This is a genomic window from Ruegeria sp. CH10 (assembly GCF_056537125.1).
The window spans coordinates 190,198-209,074 of the sequence record NZ_JBQFQY010000001.1; the positions used below are offsets into that span (position 1 = coordinate 190,198).

The 18,877-nt window shown below is 59.1% G+C and carries 22 protein-coding genes; 13 read left to right on the forward strand and 9 right to left on the reverse strand.

The features are described 5' to 3' along the window. Positions 1-151 precede the first annotated feature (151 nt). Positions 152-442: a hypothetical protein gene (locus ACRZ94_RS00970; RefSeq protein ID WP_480651071.1), complete on the forward strand. Its 291-nt coding sequence runs from the start codon at positions 152-154 to the stop codon at positions 440-442. Further along, a complete protein-coding gene (gene grxD, locus ACRZ94_RS00975) occupies positions 429-791 on the forward strand; it encodes a Grx4 family monothiol glutaredoxin (protein WP_480651070.1) in 363 nt (120 codons plus the stop codon). The genes ACRZ94_RS00970 and grxD overlap by 14 nt, the downstream gene beginning before the upstream one ends. Here the strand turns inward: grxD and ACRZ94_RS00980 are convergent, their stop codons facing one another. Genes ACRZ94_RS00980 through ACRZ94_RS00990 form a run of 3 tightly spaced genes read right to left on the reverse strand, consistent with a single transcriptional unit; the run spans position 792 to position 2,325 of the window. After that, positions 792-1,136 (reverse strand): MliC family protein, encoded by a 345-nt coding sequence (locus tag ACRZ94_RS00980; protein ID WP_480651068.1) that lies wholly within the window; start codon positions 1,134-1,136, stop codon positions 792-794. After that, entirely contained in the window at positions 1,133-1,528 is a 396-nt protein-coding gene (locus ACRZ94_RS00985; RefSeq protein WP_480651066.1) for a cell division protein ZapA, read from the reverse strand. The genes ACRZ94_RS00980 and ACRZ94_RS00985 overlap by 4 nt, the downstream gene beginning before the upstream one ends. Beyond that, positions 1,528-2,325 (reverse strand): hypothetical protein, encoded by a 798-nt coding sequence (locus ACRZ94_RS00990; RefSeq protein WP_480651064.1) that lies wholly within the window; start codon positions 2,323-2,325, stop codon positions 1,528-1,530. Before ACRZ94_RS00990 ends, ACRZ94_RS00985 begins: the two co-directional genes overlap by 1 nt. Before the next feature lie 234 nt (positions 2,326-2,559). Here ACRZ94_RS00990 and tkt point away from each other — a divergent pair, with 234 nt between their 5' ends. Continuing rightward, entirely contained in the window at positions 2,560-4,581 is a 2,022-nt protein-coding gene (gene tkt, locus ACRZ94_RS00995) for a transketolase (protein ID WP_480651063.1), read from the forward strand. A 160-nt stretch (positions 4,582-4,741) separates the two neighbouring features. Next, the gene (locus ACRZ94_RS01000) at positions 4,742-5,092 is read left to right on the forward strand and encodes a hypothetical protein (RefSeq protein ID WP_480651061.1); all 351 of its coding nucleotides are present in this window, start codon (positions 4,742-4,744) and stop codon (positions 5,090-5,092) included. 24 nt (positions 5,093-5,116) lie between these two features. Here the strand turns inward: ACRZ94_RS01000 and ACRZ94_RS01005 are convergent, their stop codons facing one another. Then, complete coding sequence (locus ACRZ94_RS01005; RefSeq protein WP_480651059.1) at positions 5,117-6,055, reverse strand: DUF808 domain-containing protein; 939 nt, start codon at positions 6,053-6,055, stop codon at positions 5,117-5,119. A gap of 181 nt (positions 6,056-6,236) precedes the next feature. On the opposite strand from ACRZ94_RS01005, the gene gap (ACRZ94_RS01010) reads away from it, so the two are divergent. From gap (ACRZ94_RS01010) to gap (ACRZ94_RS01020), 3 genes are all read left to right on the forward strand, one after another. Then, a complete protein-coding gene (gene gap, locus ACRZ94_RS01010) occupies positions 6,237-7,238 on the forward strand; it encodes a type I glyceraldehyde-3-phosphate dehydrogenase (protein ID WP_480651057.1) in 1,002 nt (333 codons plus the stop codon). A gap of 71 nt (positions 7,239-7,309) precedes the next feature. Continuing rightward, positions 7,310-7,453, forward strand: coding sequence for a hypothetical protein (locus ACRZ94_RS01015; RefSeq protein ID WP_480651055.1), 144 nt, complete (start codon positions 7,310-7,312; stop codon positions 7,451-7,453). An 81-nt stretch (positions 7,454-7,534) separates the two neighbouring features. Continuing rightward, the gene (gene gap / locus ACRZ94_RS01020) at positions 7,535-8,539 is read left to right on the forward strand and encodes a type I glyceraldehyde-3-phosphate dehydrogenase (RefSeq protein ID WP_480651053.1); all 1,005 of its coding nucleotides are present in this window, start codon (positions 7,535-7,537) and stop codon (positions 8,537-8,539) included. On the opposite strand, the gene coaD is transcribed toward gap (ACRZ94_RS01020), so the two are convergent. From coaD to ACRZ94_RS01035, 3 genes are all read right to left on the reverse strand, one after another. Further along, complete coding sequence (coaD, locus tag ACRZ94_RS01025; RefSeq protein WP_480796474.1) at positions 8,531-9,022, reverse strand: pantetheine-phosphate adenylyltransferase; 492 nt, start codon at positions 9,020-9,022, stop codon at positions 8,531-8,533. The genes gap (ACRZ94_RS01020) and coaD overlap by 9 nt on opposite strands. Positions 9,023-9,107: 85 nt before the next feature. Beyond that, a complete protein-coding gene (locus ACRZ94_RS01030) occupies positions 9,108-9,545 on the reverse strand; it encodes a CBS domain-containing protein (RefSeq protein WP_480796475.1) in 438 nt (145 codons plus the stop codon). Positions 9,546-9,607: 62 nt separating this feature from the next. Beyond that, positions 9,608-10,510 (reverse strand): LysR family transcriptional regulator, encoded by a 903-nt coding sequence (locus tag ACRZ94_RS01035; protein WP_480796476.1) that lies wholly within the window; start codon positions 10,508-10,510, stop codon positions 9,608-9,610. Positions 10,511-10,613: 103 nt separating this feature from the next. Here ACRZ94_RS01035 and ACRZ94_RS01040 point away from each other — a divergent pair, with 103 nt between their 5' ends. Together ACRZ94_RS01040 and ACRZ94_RS01045 are read left to right on the forward strand one after the other, a co-directional pair. After that, positions 10,614-12,113 carry a CoA-acylating methylmalonate-semialdehyde dehydrogenase gene (locus tag ACRZ94_RS01040; RefSeq protein ID WP_480651045.1) on the forward strand — a complete coding sequence of 500 codons (1,500 nt, stop codon included), beginning with the start codon at positions 10,614-10,616 and terminating at the stop codon, positions 12,111-12,113. A gap of 196 nt (positions 12,114-12,309) precedes the next feature. Beyond that, on the forward strand, positions 12,310-12,894 hold the full coding sequence (locus ACRZ94_RS01045) for a L,D-transpeptidase (protein ID WP_480651447.1): 585 nt from the start codon (positions 12,310-12,312) through the stop codon (positions 12,892-12,894). 51 nt (positions 12,895-12,945) lie between these two features. Here ACRZ94_RS01045 and ACRZ94_RS01050 read toward each other — a convergent pair whose 3' ends face one another. Then, complete coding sequence (locus ACRZ94_RS01050; protein WP_480651043.1) at positions 12,946-13,422, reverse strand: fasciclin domain-containing protein; 477 nt, start codon at positions 13,420-13,422, stop codon at positions 12,946-12,948. 71 nt (positions 13,423-13,493) lie between these two features. Next, entirely contained in the window at positions 13,494-14,345 is an 852-nt protein-coding gene (locus ACRZ94_RS01055) for a class I SAM-dependent methyltransferase (protein WP_480796477.1), read from the reverse strand. A 236-nt stretch (positions 14,346-14,581) separates the two neighbouring features. Between ACRZ94_RS01055 and ACRZ94_RS01060 the strand changes: the two genes are divergently transcribed. From ACRZ94_RS01060 to mmsB, 4 genes are all read left to right on the forward strand, one after another. Then, positions 14,582-15,697 (forward strand): carboxylate-amine ligase, encoded by a 1,116-nt coding sequence (locus ACRZ94_RS01060; protein WP_480651039.1) that lies wholly within the window; start codon positions 14,582-14,584, stop codon positions 15,695-15,697. 92 nt (positions 15,698-15,789) lie between these two features. Beyond that, a complete protein-coding gene (locus ACRZ94_RS01065) occupies positions 15,790-16,932 on the forward strand; it encodes an acyl-CoA dehydrogenase family protein (RefSeq protein ID WP_480796478.1) in 1,143 nt (380 codons plus the stop codon). A 7-nt stretch (positions 16,933-16,939) separates the two neighbouring features. After that, positions 16,940-17,980: an enoyl-CoA hydratase/isomerase family protein gene (locus ACRZ94_RS01070; RefSeq protein ID WP_480796479.1), complete on the forward strand. Its 1,041-nt coding sequence runs from the start codon at positions 16,940-16,942 to the stop codon at positions 17,978-17,980. A 3-nt stretch (positions 17,981-17,983) separates the two neighbouring features. Further along, on the forward strand, positions 17,984-18,856 hold the full coding sequence (mmsB, locus tag ACRZ94_RS01075) for a 3-hydroxyisobutyrate dehydrogenase (RefSeq protein ID WP_480796480.1): 873 nt from the start codon (positions 17,984-17,986) through the stop codon (positions 18,854-18,856). Positions 18,857-18,877: the final 21 nt, after the last annotated feature.

Genomic DNA, 18,877 nt, shown 5'->3' on the forward strand with positions numbered 1-18,877 from the left:
AAACTCACAAAAGAGCGGGCCGAGGCACGACACCAAGTCAAAACGCGGCGGTCGTGTCTTCGAACTATGCAGGCTCAAACAGTGATCAATCTTCTGCGATCGTAATTCCACGCGATCCTCAGGAATACGCCAAAGCCATGGCACCCAAAAAATGAGTGGCTGGCTGTTCTGGATAGCCGTCATCGCGGCATTGGTGGTTGCCGCCGCGCTGCTTGAGGCCTATCTGAAACGGCACAGAAAACGAAACCTTGTCGATATGCGCCCGGACCCGGACAAAATCAGCAAGGTGGGCGGCATCGAAAGATACGGGCTTGACCCATTGGCCCTGGCGCAAGCCGAACAAAGACGGTTAGAGGACGAAGGCTGGACCTCAACCCCGTCAAAACACGCAACAACCGGCCCGGATGCGGGCAAAGAGGACAAGCAAGATGAGCGACGTTAAGACCCAGATCGACGAAACCGTCAAAGCCAACGATGTGGTGCTGTATATGAAAGGCACCAAAGAGATGCCGCAATGCGGATTCTCGTCCCGCGTGGCCGGTGTTCTCAACTATATGGGCGTGGATTATACCGATGTGAACGTTCTGGCCGATGAAAACGTTCGTCAGGGCATCAAGGATTACTCGGACTGGCCGACCGTGCCCCAACTCTATGTCAAAGGCGAGTTCGTTGGCGGTTGCGACATCATCACCGAAATGACCCTGTCGGGTGAGTTGGACACGCTGTTTGACGACAACGGTGTCGGCTACAACAAGGACGCCGCTGACAAGATCCGCGAAGCGAACGCCTGATCAGCGGCTGACACAGTTCTGCACGATAATCTGTTCACTGGCGGCATCCGCACCTGCCGCCAGATAACCCACAGTCGCCTCCCAGCCCTTTGAGCGCAGGATATATGTCCCCGGACCGCCCTCGGATTCATATCGGATGCCGGACCCGCTTTCGGTCTGGCGCAGCGTAACCAACTGATTGTCTACCATCATCGCCGCAGCGCTGGACCCGTCTGGCGCGTTGAAATACGCAACCTGAAGGGGCACGCCGTTCGAACAGGTGAACGTGACCGGCAGGATGTCAATCTCAGCCAAAGCCATACCACCCGACAGGGCAAAAGCAGCGGAACAGATCAGGGTTCTCATTTCGCAGACCTTTCTTCGATCACGGAAGCCAAGGCTTCCGCGCGTGCTGCCAACTCGGCCAGTGTGTCGGTCACCGATGGCGGGACCACGGCCACTTCGATTCTTTCAGGTTCGGGCTGCGGCATGGTTTTGATCTGGTGCAGCTCGGCCTCAACCGCGGAAAGTTTGGCCTCAAGCGACCTGATCTTGTCATCGGTTCCCGCCGCTTTGTCTGCCAGCATCAGCCCGGCCATCAACAGCATCCGCGATTCCGGCATACGACCGATTTGATCGGACAGAACCTGCGCCTCGTCATCCAGCAGTTTTGCGGCAGAGTGCAGAAACGCCTCTTCGCCTTCCTGGCACGAGACATCGAAGCCGCGCCCACCGATTTGAATGGTCACTTCGGGCATTATTCAACCTCTCCTTCTGCCAGTTTCGCCTTGGACAGCAACGGTTCCAGCCGGGCCAGAACCGCGTGCGCTTCGGCAGCGTCCGTGGCTTGCGCGGCACGTGTCGCCTCAAGCTCGGCCACAGTGGCGCGGTTGAGCAATTCGGCATCCAGCACGCCATCCTGCGTGGCCGCACGCAATTCATCGACCGATTGCCGAAGCTGCTCATTGGCCTTGCGCATCCGCTGCAGATCGTCATCCAGACGCGACATTGCCGCACCATGGCTCGACCGTTCCGCGCGCAACATATCAAGCTCTGCGCTCAATTCAGCCACGCGCTCGCTATCGGCGAGTTCCGAACGCAGCTGAGCATTTTCCGCTTCAATCTTTTGCAGTGAGGCCGCAGCGGATTTCAGCTGTTCGTTTTCAGCCTTTAACGCGTCCAGCTCATCCTGGTTTTCCAACGCAGCCTTTGCAGCGGCCAGTTCAGCCCGCGCAGCTTCGACCGAAGCAAGCTTGGCTGTGGCTTCGGCCAATTGTTCGCGCAGCGCGCCGTTTTCGGGATCTTCAACCGGCGCCGCGCGCAGGCTTTCCATATCGGCGCGCATGGCGTCGACTTCCTGTTCGTGGCGCTCTTTGAGGGATTTCAGACGCTCTTCCAATTGCGCATTGGCAACGCGCTCATCCTCAAGCGCGGCCTGCAACGTGTCGTCTGCACCAGCATTGGACGGGGCCGCATCCCGCAGCGCCTCAACACCGGTTCCGATGCGCTCCATCGCGGTGATGATGCGGCGATGTAATTCTTCGATCTGGCTCATGCCCCTGCCACCTCTTTACCAAGGTTCCTTGTCACGCGGGATTGTCCGAATCAACTTACTCCGCTTCTTGGCCCAGTCTAACCCAACACACACAAAAATACCCACTGTTTGCTTTCAATCACTTGGGCCGCTTTCTTGATCCTGCCCGGCCGCAAAATAAAGGGTTCTGCTTGCACTTTGGAGGGTGGATGGTATTGAGCGCCCATCTGCCTGTAATCCAAAGGAACAACGCCCGTGGACCTGACTGCGCTGCGCAATGCCAATCCTGAACACTGGGACAAAGCTGCGGCCATCCGCACCTTGACCCTTGATGCCGTCGCTGCCGCCAATTCCGGCCATTCCGGTATGCCCATGGGCATGGCCGATGTTGCGACCGTGCTGTTCGAAAAGCACCTGAAATTCGACGCCTCGGCCCCGAATTGGCCCGACCGCGACCGGTTCATCCTGTCGGCAGGCCATGGCTCGATGCTGATCTATTCGCTGCTCTATCTCACCGGCCATGGCGATGTGACGCTGGAAGAGATCAAGAACTTCCGCCAGCTGGGCGCCAAAACCGCAGGCCACCCCGAGAACTTTCTGGTCGACGGGATCGAAACCACAACCGGCCCTCTGGGTCAGGGTATTTCGAACGCTGTGGGCTTTGCCATGGCCGAAGAAATCCAGCGCGCGCATTACGGCAAAAAGATCGTCGACCATTATACCTATGTGATCGCAGGCGACGGTTGCCTGATGGAGGGCGTCAGCCAAGAGGCGATCACCCTCGCCGGTCGCCATGAGCTGAGCAAGCTGATCGTCTTCTGGGACAACAACAACATCACCATCGACGGCACCGTCGACATTGCCGACCGCACCGATCAGGTGCGCCGTTTCGCGGCCTCGGGCTGGCATGTGATCGAGATTGACGGTCATGATCCGCAGGCCATCGACGCGGCCATCACCCAGGCGAAAAAGTCGAACAAGCCGACCATGATCGCGTGTGAAAGCCATATCGCTCTGGGCCACGCGGCGCAGGACACGTCGAAAGGCCACGGCGCGCTGACCGATCAGGAGCAGCTGAAAGCCGCCAAGGACGGCTATGGCTGGCCGCATGGCGCGTTCGAAATCCCGGCAGATGTGAAATCCGCATGGGAGGCCATCGGCACCCGCGGCGCTGCCGAGCGCGCTGCATGGGAAGAGCGTTTCGCGCAAATCTCTGAGCGTAAACAGGCCGAGTTCAACCGCGCTTATGCGTTTGAAGCCCCGAAGAAACTGGCCGGTGCGATCCGTTCGTTCAAGAAACAAGCCTCGGAAGAGCAACCGAAACTGGCCACCCGCGCCTCGTCGGAAAAGGTTCTGAACGTCGTTAACCCGATCATGACCGAGACCGTGGGCGGCTCGGCAGACCTGACCGGGTCGAACAACACCAAATCGGCCGATATGGGCGTGTTCCTGCCGGAAAACCGCAAGGGCCGTTACATTCACTACGGTATCCGAGAACACGGTATGGCTGCCGCGATGAACGGCATGGCGCTGCATGGTGGCATCCGCCCCTATGGCGGTACGTTCATGGCCTTCACCGACTATGCCCGCCCCTCCATGCGCCTGGCCGCGCTGATGAAAATCCCGTCGGTTTTCGTGATGACCCACGATTCCATCGGTCTGGGCGAAGACGGTCCGACCCATCAACCGGTCGAGCATCTGGCCATCAGCCGCGCAACACCCAACACCTATGTGTTCCGCCCCGCTGACACCATTGAAACGGCCGAGGCATGGGAATTGGCGCTGACCTTCAAGGAAAGCCCCTCGGTCCTGTCGTTGACCCGTCAGGGCGTTCCGACCGTGCGTAAAGATCACAAGACCAAGAACCTAGTTGCGCAGGGCGCTTATGTTCTGGCCGAGGCCGAGGGCAAGCGTCAGGCCATCCTGATCGCAACCGGCTCTGAGGTTTCGCTGGCGATGGAAGCAAAAGCGATGCTTGAGGCAGACGGTATCGGCACACGCGTTGTGTCCATGCCTTGCATGGAACTGTTCGCGCAACAGGACGAAGCCTATCGCAAACGCGTTCTGCCCGGTGGGCCGGTCCGCGTCGGCATCGAGGCCGCCGTGCGCGCCGGTGGCTGGGACCGTTGGCTGCTGGGCGAGCGTGGCCGCGAAGCAAAAGCAGGCTTTATCGGCATGTCCAGCTTTGGCGCATCCGCCCCGGCGGGTGAGCTGTACAAGCATTTCGGCATCACCGCCGAGGCGACAGTTGCGAAGGTCGAAGAATTGCTGGGTTAATCCCCACTGCAAATCACATTGAAAAGGCGGCCTCCTTGGTCGCCTTTTTTCTTTCCCGCACCCTCACGGGCCGGTGAGTCATCGTGACCGTATCGTGTCTTTCCTCCTACCCGCCACCCGCTAGGTCAGCCAAAGGCTTTCAGGAACAGGGAGAACAGACATGATACGCACCACCGCATTCGTATTGGCCACGATCGTCGCGGCCTCATCCGCCAGCGCCGAGGCTTTCGCGTCCAAAGATGAAATCCAAAACACCATGAGCGACCACACCTATCAGGGTGGCATGCTGTCGGGCGCATTCACCGAGTATTACGCAGCAGACGGCACGATCAAAGGCGATGGCTATACCGGTGTCTGGACGGCCACCGACAATGGCATGTGCTTTCAATACGGCACGGACCCCAAGAATTGCTGGGACCTCAAAATCGATGGGGCTGCCGTGACCCTATACAAGGATGGCAAGGTCGACGGATCGGGCGTTGTCGTGAAAGGCAACCCAAACGACTACTGACGCACCCTGCCCTTTGGCGAATACTTAGTGCTTTTTCAGCAATTTGGTCGCCAGGGGGATCAGGACGAATCCCCAGGCCAAGCCGAAAATGCCATCCATGGTGGCTTTGGCAATCCACTCAACAGCTGCTTCGTATTGCGCGGATACCATGTGGCCAAGCGCATAGGCCCAGTCATGGATATGATGGCCCAGCCAGCCAAAGCCCAGAACCTCCATCCCGTGAATGACAATCGATCCGCCCACCCACAACATGGCTGCCGTGCCGACAATTGACAGGGTTTTCATCACGCCCGGCATCGCCTTGACCAAGCCGCGACCTAGGCCCCTGCCCACAGGCGTTGGTGCGTTCTGCGCCAGAAACAGCCCGACATCATCCATTTTCACGATCAACGCGACCGAGCCATAGACCGCGACCGTCACCCCGATCCCCACAACCGCAAGCGTGGCTGCCTGCATCCAAAGGTTCGGAGCCTCAATCGCCGCTAAAGCGATGGTCATGATTTCGGCCGACAATATGAAATCCGTCTTGATCGCACCCTTGACCTTCTGCTCCTCCAGATGGCCGGGGTCGCGTACATTCATGTCGTCTTCGATGGCCTTGCTGCCATGCGGGAAAAGGACATGAAAAATCTTCTCTGCCCCCTCAAAACACAGATACGATCCCCCCAGCATCAGCAAAGGCGTGATCAGCCACGGCGCGAAATTGGCCAGCAGCAAAGCGACCGGCAGCAGTAAAACGATCTTGTTAAAAATCGACCCGCGCGCAATCCGCCAGATGATCGGCAATTCGCGCGCAGGCGCAAAGCCCTGAACGTATTTCGGCGTCACTGCCGCGTCATCGATGATCACACCCGCCGTCTTGGCCCCGGCCTTGCCCGCAGCAGCAACCACGTCATCGACCGAGGCCGCTGCCACCTTGGCGATCCCCGCCACATCGTCCAAAAGGGCCAACAGACCGCTCATCGCGCATCCTTTCCTGTCTTGCACCGTATGCGGACCCTACCCGATCCGTCAGCTAGCGCAAGCGTTAGCGCAACCGCCGCAGGTTTGCGCTAACACCTTAAAAATATGCCGCTTTTGCTCTTTTGAGATTCAGCAATCAGGGCTATATGGCCTGCATCGCAAGCGCATTTGGAGACGTCACATGACCATCAAGGTCGGTATCAATGGTTTTGGCCGCATCGGCCGCTGCACCCTGTCGCACATCGCCGCGTCAGGCCGTAACGACATCGAAGTGATCAAGGTCAACGCGACCGGCCCGTTGGAAACAACCGCGCATCTGTTGAAATATGACAGCGTCCATGGCCGTTTCCCGCGCGACATCGCCGTCAATGGCAATACTCTGGATTTGGGCCGGGGCCCGATGGAGATGTTCTCGACCTACGACATGAACGAGCTGGACTGGGAAGGCTGCGACGTCGTTCTGGAATGCACCGGCAAATTCAACGACGGCCTGAAAGCCAAGACGCATCTTGAGCGTGGCGCGGCAAAGGTTCTGCTGTCTGCCCCCGGCAAGAATGTCGACAAGACCATCGTGTTCGGTGTGAATCACAACACGCTGACTGCAAATGACAACATGGTCTCGAACGGGTCCTGCACCACGAACTGCCTTGCTCCGCTTGCCAAGGTTCTGGACGAAGGTATCGGCATCGAAAACGGCATCATGACCACGATCCACGCCTACACAGGCGACCAACCGACCCTGGATCGCCGCCACAGCGACCTGTACCGCGCCCGCGCTGCTGCGATGTCGATGATCCCAACCTCGACCGGTGCCGCCAAGGCGCTGGGTGAAGTTCTGCCGAACCTCAAAGGTCGTCTGGATGGCTCGGCCATCCGCGTGCCCACCCCGAATGTCTCGGCCGTTGACCTGACCTTCCGTGCCGGTCGCGACGTGACCGTGGAAGAAGTGAACGAAATCGTCCGCGAAGCCTCGCAGGGTCCGATGCAGCGTGTTCTGGGCTATGAACCCGCTCCGCTGGTGTCGACCGATTTCAACCACACCGAAGAAAGCTCGATCTTCGCGCCGGATCAGACCCGCGTTGTCGATGGCCGTCTGGTGCGTGTTCTGGCCTGGTATGACAACGAGTGGGCCTTCTCGGTCCGCATGGCCGATGTTGCCGTGGCAATGGGCCGGCTTAACTAAGACCAGTTTGAATTCTTGAAGTTTTTTGCCCGCTCAGGTTATCTGGGCGGGCATTTTCGTTCGGGGCCACCATGACCAACCAAATTGCTCTCTGGCTTGGCGCGCTTATCCTTGGCGCGGTCCTTTTGGACGTGCTGATCTTTGGACCCGAGCATTTGGTGTTCCTGGGCAAAAAGCTCTACTCCTTTCTGGACTGGCTCGCTTTCTGGCGTTGATTGAGGTTTTGCTTGACATTTTGACCGATCCCGCGATGTTAGCGCTAACCAAACTTGGCCGCTATTCGGACGGAGCAGAACATGACACTCAAATTGGCAATCAACGGTTTTGGACGGATCGGGCGCGGCGTTTTGCGCGCCGTGATGGAAAGCGGTCGCACAGATGTTGAGATCGTGGCGATAAACGATTTGGCCAAACCTGAAATGAACGCCCATCTGTTCGAATTCGACAGCGTACACGGCCGCTATCCGAACAAAGTGACCTTGTCCGAGGCCGGTTTGGATGTGGGCGCAGGCCCCATTCGTCTGACCAGCGAACGCGACCCCGAGGCGCTGGAATGGTCCGACGTTGACGTGGTTCTGGAGTGCACTGGCGTTTTCCGCACGCGCGAAGCGGCAGAGCGCCACCTGAAGAACGGTGCGAAAAAGGTCCTGATCTCGGCGCCCGCACGCGGGGATGGCGGGGTCAAAACAATCGTGTTCGGTGTGAACGACCATGAGCTAACGGCGCAGGATACCGTCGTTTCCAACGCCTCGTGCACCACGAACTGTCTGTCGCCGGTCGCAGCCGCCTTGGATGATGGGCTGGGTATCGTCCACGGCAACATGACCACGGTTCACGCCTATACGGCCAGCCAGCCGGTGCATGACACAGCGGGCAAAGACCCCTATCTATCGCGCGCCGCCGCTCTTTCGATGATCCCTACCACAACCGGCGCAGCCGCTGCAGTAGGTCTGGTTCTGCCGCAACTGTCAGGCAAACTGACGGGTCAGGCGATCCGCGTCCCCACGCCAAACGTGTCGGTCGTTGATCTGGTCGCCGAAGTGGCGCGCCCCACAACCGAAGACGAAGTGAACGCGCTGTTTGTTGAGGCTGCGGCCAAAATCCCCGGCGTTCTGGCGGCAGAAACCCGCCCGCTTGTGTCGATGGATTTCAACCACGACGCCCACAGCTCGACCGTGTCGCTGGCCGAGACCAAAGTAACCGACGGCACGCTGGTGCGCGTGCTGGCGTGGTATGACAATGAATGGGGCTTCTCGAACCGGATGCTGGACACAGCCGCCGCGATGGGCGCGCTATCCTAAACGCTCTTTCAGGGCGTCGTTGACGCGGGGCGTGACGAATTTCGACACGTCCCCGTTCAACCGGGCGATCTCTTTCACAAGCTTGGATGCAATCGCCTGATGCCGCGCTTCGGCCATCAGAAACACGGTTTCAATTGAATCGTCCAGCGCGCGATTCATGCCAACCATCTGGAATTCATATTCAAAATCAGCAACGGCCCGCAGGCCGCGCACGATGATCTGCGCACCCACATCGCGGGCACAGTCGATCAGCAGGTTTTCAAACGGATGGGCCACGATTTCAGTCCCGGTCTGCTGGGACAGATGGGCGCATTCGGCCTCGATCATGGCAACGCGTTCTTCCAAGGAAAACAGCGGACCCTTGTCGCGATTGATGGCTACACCGATCACCAGCTTGTCCACCAGCGCCGAGGCACGACGGATAATGTCGATATGACCCATGGTGATGGGGTCAAAAGTTCCCGGATACAATGCCACCCGCATCGCGCCCTCCTGCGCAATAATATTTCTGCGCACGCAAACATAACTTGGATGCAGGTGCAAGTGGCCTGTGCGTCGGTCGCGGCCTTCAGTGGCCCATAATCATGCCCTGCAGCGCGTCTTTTTCCATCGCCAATTCCGTCAGCTGCGCCTTGACCACATCGCCGATGGTCACGATGCCCACGAGTTCACCGTCTTCGACGATCGGCATGTGACGAAACCGGCCCTCGGTCATACGGGTCATAATGTCCTGAACGCTTTCCTGCCGTGTGGCGGTGACCAGATCGCGGGTCATATAGCTGTCGACCGGCTGGTCCAGACAGCCGCTGCCGCTGGCGGCAAGCTCGCGCACGATATCGCGCTCCGACAGGATGCCCATGGCGGTTTTGCCCTCGTCCTCGGACACGATCACTGTACCGATCCGTTTTGCCGCCAAAATCTTTGCGGCTTCGGACACCGTTGCAGATGGCGGCACTGTCACCACCCCGTTGGCAGCCTTGGATGTCAGAATGGCCTGAACGAGCATGCAAAAAACCTCCGGATAATAACGTACTGTTTTTTAAAGCGTTGCCGGAATGGGCCCACCTGTCAAGCGTCAGCCTCGGCTTCAAGCCGCGCAACTTCGTCACGGATGCCGTGTGACAGCGCCTCGGCAAAGCGGTTCAGGCGTTCATTCCGTTGATCACCTTCGTGCCGGACAAGGTGAAAACTGCGGGTCAGACTGACCTGATCCGTCAGCAGTTTCCGCAGATTTGGGTGGAATGGCAGGGTAAAATCATGCGCAACACAAACCCCGGTGCCCAGCGTGACCTGCCGCAACTGAACCGAGACGGAATTCGACGCAAGCGCAACGCGGTCAATGCCAATGTCGCTGAGGTAATCCAGTTCGCGGTCAAAGATCATGTCGGGAATATAGCCGATCAACCGATGCCCCTTCAGATCAGCGACCGAGTGGAAGGGGCCATGCTGGCGCAGGTACCCCTCGGTCGCGACCATGTGCAGCCTATAGTCACAGACACGTTGAACCAGCAGCTTGCCTGCGGTTGGCGCGCTGACGGTCAAGGCCATATCCGCCTCGCGCCGCGACAGGTTGATGACCCGTGGCAGGGCCAGAATCTGAATATCCAGATCAGGATTTTCATCGCTGATCTTCGCGCAGACCTGCGGCAACAGGTAATTGGCGCTGCCATCCGGCGCACCGATCCGAATCTGCCCGCTCAGCGATTTGGTCGAGCCTACAACCGCCCCCGCCGCTGCGCGCATCGCCTCTTCGGCCTGCAGGCCGTGGTCCAACAGGCGTTCGCCGGCAGCGGTCAGCAGATAGCCTTGCTGAGACTTGGTGAACAGGCTTGTATCCAGCGTTGTTTCCAGCCGCGCGATGCGTCGCCCCACCGTGGCCGGGTCGATTTTAAGGATACGACCGGCCGAAGACAGGCTTTCCTCACGCGCGACGGCCAGGAAAACACGCATGTCATCCCAATTCGGGTTCATGATCGTCCTTTTGCATTTTTGCAAAGCTCTTTTGAGACATTGCCTCTGTTCGTGAGATTTCTGCAAGCCTATTCTGCGCGCAAATCTATCGGAGGAGTTTTCGATGCAAGACCTGACCCACTTTCTGAATGGCGAATATGTGGCCGGTTCCTCGGGCCGGTTTGATGATGTGTTCAACCCAGCGACCGGCGAGGTACAGTACAAATGCCCGATGGCAAGCGCAGCGGAAACCACCGCCGCGATCGAACAAGCCGCAATCGCGCAACCCGCCTGGGGCGCGACGAACCCACAGAAACGAGCGCGCGTCATGATGGCCATGGTCGGTCTGATGAACCGCGACATGGACAAGCTGGCCGAGGCGCTCAGCCGTGAACACGGCAAGACCATCCCTGATGCCAAGGGCGACCTTCAGCGTGGTCTGGAAGTGATCGAATACTGCATCGGTGCTCCGCAGATGCTCAAGGGTGAATACACCGACAGCGCAGGCCCCGGCATTGACATGTATTCCATGCGCCAGCCGCTCGGCGTTGTGGCCTCGATCATGCCGTTCAACTTCCCGGCCATGATGCCCCTGTGGCACGTTGGCCCGGCGCTGGCCTGCGGCAATGCCGTGGTTCTGAAACCGTCCGAACGCGACCCCTCGGTCCCGCTGATGCTGGCGGAACTGTTTGTCGAGGCTGGTCTGCCCGCAGGTGTGTTCCAGGTGGTCAATGGCGATAAAGAGGCCGTGGACACTCTGCTGGACAGCGAGATCATTCAGGGCGTGTCCTTCGTAGGCTCGACCCCGATTGCGCAATATATCTATTCCCGCGCAACCGCGAACGGCAAGCGCGCGCAGTGTTTTGGCGGCGCGAAGAACCACATGATCGTCATGCCCGACGCGGACATGGATCAGGCCGCCGACGCGCTCGTCGGTGCGGGTTTCGGCGCGGCAGGCGAACGCTGCATGGCCGTATCGGTCGCAGTGCCGGTTGGCGAGGAGACCGCCGACGCGCTGATCGAAAAGCTGGTGCCGCGCATCGAGAAACTGAAAGTTGGCCCCTACACCGCAGGCGATGACGTGGACATGGGCCCGGTTGTGACCGGCGCCGCGAAAGAGCGTATTCTGGGCCTGATCAACTCGGGCATCGAACAGGGTGCCAAGCTGGTCGTCGACAATCGCGACTTTAGCCTGCAGGGCTATGAGGACGGCTTCTTTGTCGGACCGCACCTGTTTGACCACGTGACCCCGGACATGGACATCTACAAGCAAGAGATCTTTGGCCCGGTCCTGTCGACCGTTCGTGCAGGGTCCTACGAAGAGGCGCTGAAACTGGCGATGGACCATGAATATGGCAACGGCACTGCGATCTTTACGCGTGACGGTGACACCGCGCGTGACTTTGCCAGCCGTGTCAATATTGGCATGGTCGGTGTCAACGTCCCGATCCCGGTTCCGTTGGCCTATCACACCTTTGGCGGCTGGAAGAAATCCATGTTCGGCGATCTGAACCAACATGGCCCGGACAGCTTCAAATTCTATACCCGGACCAAAACCGTCACGGCGCGCTGGCCATCGGGCATCAAAGAAGGTGGCGAGTTCAACTTCAAAGCGATGGATTAAACCCAAACAACACAGAAAACCGGCCCAAATGGGCCGGTTTTTTTGTGTCTGGGCGTTCGGAACGGCGTCTTTTCGCACGCTTCACGATAAATTCAGGCCGCACCATCTGGAAAAACAGGTCTCACCTGAATATTTTATCGGCAAAATGTTTGAGTGAGCAGTTCCTGGACCGGAGGCCAATTTGTCGAAACCTCGTATGACCCGCCGCACCGCATTGTTGGGCGCGGCATCTCTGCTGGCAACGCCCGCGATCGTGCGCGCCCAAAGTCTGGATGCTTTCCCCACGGATGAAGAAGCGATCAGCACGCAACTGCCGGTGCGCCGAAACGTATCCTCGTTCTCGCAGCAGAACTGGCAGGATCACTTTGATGAGCTGGGCGCAGGTTGCCTGCTGGCCGACATCACCAGCCGCGCGGTCCACTACTGGGGCCCGGATGGAACTTACAAACTCTACCCAAGCTCGGTTCCCATGAGCGAAGAGCTGACCAAGCGCGGCTATACTGAAGTTGTACGCAAGCGCGAAAACCCAAGCTGGACACCGACCGCATCCATGCGCGAGCGTGACCCGAGCCTTCCAATCCGAATGGACGGCGGAGAACCCGGAAACCCGCTGGGTACGCGTGCCATGTATTTGGGCTGGCCAGCTTATCTGGTCCACGGCACCCACGACACGCGCAAGATCGGACGTCAAAGCTCGTCAGGTTGCATCGGTCTTTACAACCAACATGTTGAGGAATTGTATCCCCTGGTCCAGATCGGAACTCAGGTCCGACTGGTCTGAAACGCAAAGCCCCGGCCAAAAGGACCGGGGCTTTTTCTTGTCGAGGGGGCCTTATTCCGGCAGGATCACCGTATCGACCACGTGGATCACACCATTGCTGGTTTCGATATCGGCCTGAACCACCTTGGCGTCATTGACCTTGACGCCGTTCTTGGCATTCACGCTCAGACGGTCGCCCTGTACGGTCAGAACCTTGGCGCGCTTGCCTGCAATGTCGCCCGACATCACCTTGGCCGGAACCACGTGATAGGTCAGAATCTCAACCAACTGGTCCTTGTTTTCGGGCAGCAGCAGGGTTTCCACCGTGCCTTCGGGTAGCGCGGCAAATGCCTCATCCGTGGGGGCGAAAACGGTGAACGGGCCATCGCCCTTCAGCGTGTCGACCAGACCAGCCGCCTGAACAGCGGCCACAAGGGTTTCAAACGACCCGGCCGATACGGCAGTATCCACGATGTCAGCGGCCTGAGCTTTCATCGGCAGTGTCAGGGCCAGTGCGGCGGCGGCACCCATAAGTGTACGACGGAACATAACTGTGAACTCCTCTCCAGTTGGTTATGAAAAGGGGTACGGGGCCTCATCACAGCCGGATCACTTTGACATCATGTTTTCTTGATCTGCACCCAGATGCTCTGCGCCCGACCGTTCCTGAGAAACGGCAAAGCATCCATCGCATCTGGGCGATCCTGTTGCAGGAAATATCCCGGCCAAAGCATTGTAAACGCGCCGGATTGCAACAAAGCGTGGAGCATATACTGCTCCCCCCAGCCCGGGCAGTCATAGAAGAACCGCTTGGGATATTCGTAGGGTAAAAAAACATCGTGCACATGGATCACGACACCGGGTTTCAGCGCGGGTATGATCCGGCAGAACAGATGGGCGACGTCATTGCTCATCCGTACAACATGGCTGGAATCGATGAACAGAACGTCGCCGGCCTCAAGCTGATCGAACAGCGCGGGGTCGACCTCTTCCAGCCGTTTTTGCTCGAAGTGATCCACCACATGCGCGATGTCTGCGCGCGGATATGGGTCAATCGCGGTGATCTGCGTGTCCAACCCGCCATCTATGATCGCCTGCCGCGTCACGCGGGTGGAATTGCCGCAACCGACCTCGATCACGCGTTTCGGTTTGAACCGGCGGATCATCAGATACAGCGCATCCGCGTCGGGGCTGTCGTAGTAACCATTCCCGATTCTGTAACCCGTCTGGTTGCGCGCAGGGTCTTTCAGCGCGGCCAATGCGTCAGCATATTCTGTATATTCAGCCACCAAGGGCGCAATATCGAACCCCTCCATCCCCGGTGACAGGGCATAAGCCGGACGGGTCAGCCCGCCTGCCCGTTCGAACGCCTCAAGACGGGCGCGCTCGTCCTGTTCCGGGGCCTTGTCGATCAGCTTTACCCCCAGCTCGTCCAGGGCCTCATTGATCTTGGGGAATTTTCTGGGTTTCACGGGCGGCTCCACTGTCATCTGACCCGTTCCTTACCGCTGCTCGCCCGACCTCTGCAAGCGGTGCCGCGTCAAACGCTTGGCAAAACGCCATTTTCCGTATTCACTGGTCGGAATAAAGCATTTCGGGTTTAACTTGAGACGCGAATACCCTGCCACGCCTGCGGCGTTCTCGGGACATTCGTGTCACAGAGTGATTCAGGTAAAACCCGAAACGCTCTAGGTAAACGAGGGCCGCCATGCAGCAAGATTTTACGCTGGGCATCGAAGAGGAATATCTGCTGGTCGATCGCGACAGCCTGCAACTTGCCGAAGCCCCAGCCGCGCTGATGGACGCCTGCCAGGCCGATTTCGAGGGTCAGGTCAGCCCGGAATTCCTGCAATGCCAGATTGAGGTCGGCACCCGCCCCCATACAACCATCAAATCCGCCCGCGAGGACCTGAAGCGCCTGCGATCCTGCGTAGCCGAACGCGCAGCCGAGTATAATCTGGCCCCGATCGCCGTATCCTGTCACCCGTTTGCCGATTGGAAGAAGCAGCACCACACCCGCAAAGACCGCTATGACGCCTTGCAACACGCATTGGGCGGGGTTGCCCGACGGATGCTGATTTGCGGCATGCATGTTCATGTCGGGGTTCAGGACCCTGCCCTGCGCGCCGATCTGATGCCTCAGCTGTCTTACTTCCTGCCGCACCTGCTGGCGCTGTCCACCTCCTCGCCCTATTGGAACGGAGAGGATACGGGCCTGTCCTCATACCGTCTGACCGTATTTGACAACCTGCCGCGCACCGGATTGCCGCCCGTTTTGGCCAGCTGGGCGGATTATGAGCGAACGACAGGTATTCTGGTGGAACTCGGCGTGATCGAGGACACGACGAAAATCTGGTGGGATTTGCGGCCGTCGCACCGATTTCCAACGCTGGAAACCCGGATCATGGATGTGCAGCCCCGGCTTGAGCATGCCTTGTCTTTGGCCGCCTTGGTGCAGGCACTGACCCGGATGCTGTGTCGGCTGAAGGATCGCAACCTGCGCTGGCGGCACTATGACCAGTTCCTGATCGGCGAAAACCGTTGGCGGGCACAGCGCTATGGCGTGGGTGAAGGTCTGATCGATTTCGGCGACCGTTCGATCAAACCAATGCCCGAGCTGATGGGCGAACTGATGGGCATGCTGGCCGAAGATGCCGAAGCGCTGGGCACCATGACCGAACTTGCGCGCCTTTTGCAGATTGCCCAAACCGGCACCTCTGCCACCCGCCAACGCCGTATCTATGCCGAAGCCGTCGCCAAGCACGAGGATCCCGGCAAAGCCGTTGTGCAGCACCTGATCGACGAATTTCACCACGATCTGTGACCAGACAGCGCAATTGCTGGCCGTGCAAAATTTCTGTAAGAATTCGGAAATAAACAGTCGTTCAATTCATTCGGCAGCGTGGGAGGCAAGCCTTGGATTTTGCACTGACAGAAGAGCAAACCGCGATCTTCGACATGGCCTATGATTTCGGCCAGGACAACATCGCCCCACATGCCCGCCAATGGGAATCGGATGGAACCATCCCAAAAGAGCTATGGCCCCAAGTCGGAGAGCTGGGCTTTGGCGCCCTTTATGTCTCAGAAGATGGCGGCGGGTCTGGCCTGTCGCGTCTGGACGCCACCCTGGTGTTTGAGGCATTGTCGATGGCCTGCCCCTCGGTCGCGGCGTTTCTGTCGATCCACAACATGTGCGCCAAGATGCTGGACAGCTTTGCCAGCGAGGACCTGAAGTCGCGCATCATGCCCGACATACTCAGCCTGAACACCGTGCTCAGCTATTGCCTGACGGAACCCGGATCAGGCTCGGACGCGGCCGCCCTGAAAACGCGCGCTGACCGAACCAACGAGGGCTACACGCTGAACGGCACCAAGGCGTTTATCTCGGGCGGTGGCTATTCTGACGCCTATGTCTGCATGGTGCGCACTGGACAGGATGGTCCCAAGGGCATCTCAACAGTCTATGTCGAGGATGGCACCCCCGGCCTGTCCTTTGGCGCGCTGGAACAGAAAATGGGCTGGAAAAGCCAGCCCACGGCGCAGGTTCAGTTCGACGATTGCCATATCCCCGCAGGCAATCTTATCGGCACCGAAGGCGACGGGTTCAAATATGCGATGATGGGTCTGGACGGCGGGCGGCTGAACATCGCCTCATGCTCGCTGGGCGCGGCGCAGGCCGGGCTGAACATGACGCTGCAATACATGTCCGAACGCAAGGCATTCGGTCAGTCCATCGACCAGTTCCAGGCGCTGCAATTCCGGCTGGCCGATATGGAGATCGAGCTACAAGCCGCCCGCACCTTTCTGCGGCAGGCCGCGTGGAAGCTGGATCAGGGCGCGCCCGACGCCACCAAGTTCTGCGCCATGGCCAAGAAATTCGTGACCGAGACCGGCTCAAAGGTTGTGGACCGGTGCCTGCAACTGCATGGTGGCTACGGCTATCTGGCCGATTACGGGATCGAAAAGCTGGTCCGCGATCTGCGGGTGCACCAGATTCTGGAAGGCACCAATGAAATCATGCGGGTCATCGTTGCCCGCCAACTGCTTGCCGAACGCTGAGGGGCATATGCCTGACATCGACATCCGCATCACGGGCCGCGCCGGGCGCATCACCCTGACCCGCCCCAAGGCGCTGAATGCGCTGACCTATGACATGTGCATGGCAATCGACACCGCGCTGCGCAACTGGCGCGAAGATGACACGGTAGATGTGGTCATTCTGGACGCCGAGGGTGACAAAGCCTTTTGCGCCGGGGGTGATATTGCTGACCTTTATGCCTCGGGCATCAAAGGGGACTACGACTATGGCCGCACCTTCTGGCGGGATGAGTACCGCCTGAACGCGCTGATCTTTGAATACCCCAAACCGATCGTCAGTTTCCTGCAAGGGTTCACAATGGGTGGCGGCGTCGGCATCGGCTGTCACGGCAGCCACCGGATCGTTGGCGAAAGCTCAAGAATTGCTTTGCCTGAATGCTCAATCGGCTTGATTCCAGATGTGGGCAGCACGCTGATGCTGGCGCTGGCGCCGGGGCGGTTGGGCGAATACCTTGGCACCACGGGCCATCGCATGGGGCCCGCAGACGCCATCTTTGCGGGCTTCGCCGATCACTACATTCCGCTTGCAGACTGGCCTGATCTGATCGAACTGCTTGAGGCATCAGGCGACCCCGAGATTTTGCAAAAGCACGCCTGCCCGCCCCCAGGCGGCGATCTGGAGCGGATGCAGGCAGACATCGACACTTGCTTTGACGGGGAAACCTTGACGGACATCCTGAACAACCTGTCCCGTTCCGACCGCGCCATCGCGGCAGACGCCCGCAAGCTCATGGATCGCAACGCGCCGCTGTCGATGGCCTGCACGGTTGAGGCGCTCCACCGTCTGCGCGGACCCAGCCTGACCCAGCGCAAGGCGTTGGAAATGGAGTACCGCTATACATTCCGCGCGATGGAGCATGGCGATTTTCTGGAAGGCATCCGCGCCCAGATCATCGACAAAGACAGAAACCCGCAGTGGAAATATGCCGATCAGCCTATTCCCAGCGTTGCAGTGTCCAAGATGCTGCAACCACTGGGCAAGGACATGCTGACTTTTGAGGAGACGTAAGAGATGAAAATCGGATTTATCGGCTTGGGCAACATGGGCAACCCCATGGCTGCCAATCTGGCCAAAGCCGGGCATGAGGTCACGGGCTTTGACATGGCGGATGTCGACGTCGCAGGTGTCAGCATGGCAAATTCCGGGGCCGAGGCCGCTGCGGAGGCCGAGATCGTCATCACCATGCTTCCGAATGGGCAGATCCTGCGGGCCGTCGCGGATCAGATCGTCCCGGCGATGCAATCCGGTGCCGTCTGGATCGACTGTTCAACCGTGGACGTGGACAGCGCCCGCGCCGTCGCGGATCAGGCGGGCAAGGCCGGAATTCTGGCCGTCGACGCGCCTGTGTCAGGCGGAATTGGCGGTGCAGCCGCCGGGACGCTGACCTTCATGGCCGGCGGCAGTGCTCAAGCCTTTGCCAAGGCTGAGCCCCTGTTCGACATCATGGGCCAAAAAGCGGTGCATTGCGGCGAATCCGGCGCAGGTCAGGCGGCGAAAATCTGCAACAACATGATTTTGGGTGTCACAATGATTGCCACCTGCGAAGCCTTTGCCCTCGCCGACAAGCTGGGATTGGACCGGCAAAAGATGTTCGATGTCGTCAGCACGTCCTCGGGCTATAGCTGGACCATGAATGCCTATTGCCCAGCTCCGGGCGTTGGCCCTAGCAGCCCCGCCGATAACGATTACCAACCCGGATTCGCCGCGGAACTGATGATGAAAGACCTGCGCCTCAGCCAGCAGGCTGCCGAAAGCGCGGATGCGGATACGCCAATGGGGCAGATCGCAACCGCGCTCTATGAACAGTTTGTCGAATCCGAGAACGGGCTAGGCAAAGACTTCAGTGCAATGCTGCCCCGGTTCGAAAAACGGGGACGGGGTTAAAGTCCCCCGATCCCCTGTTCA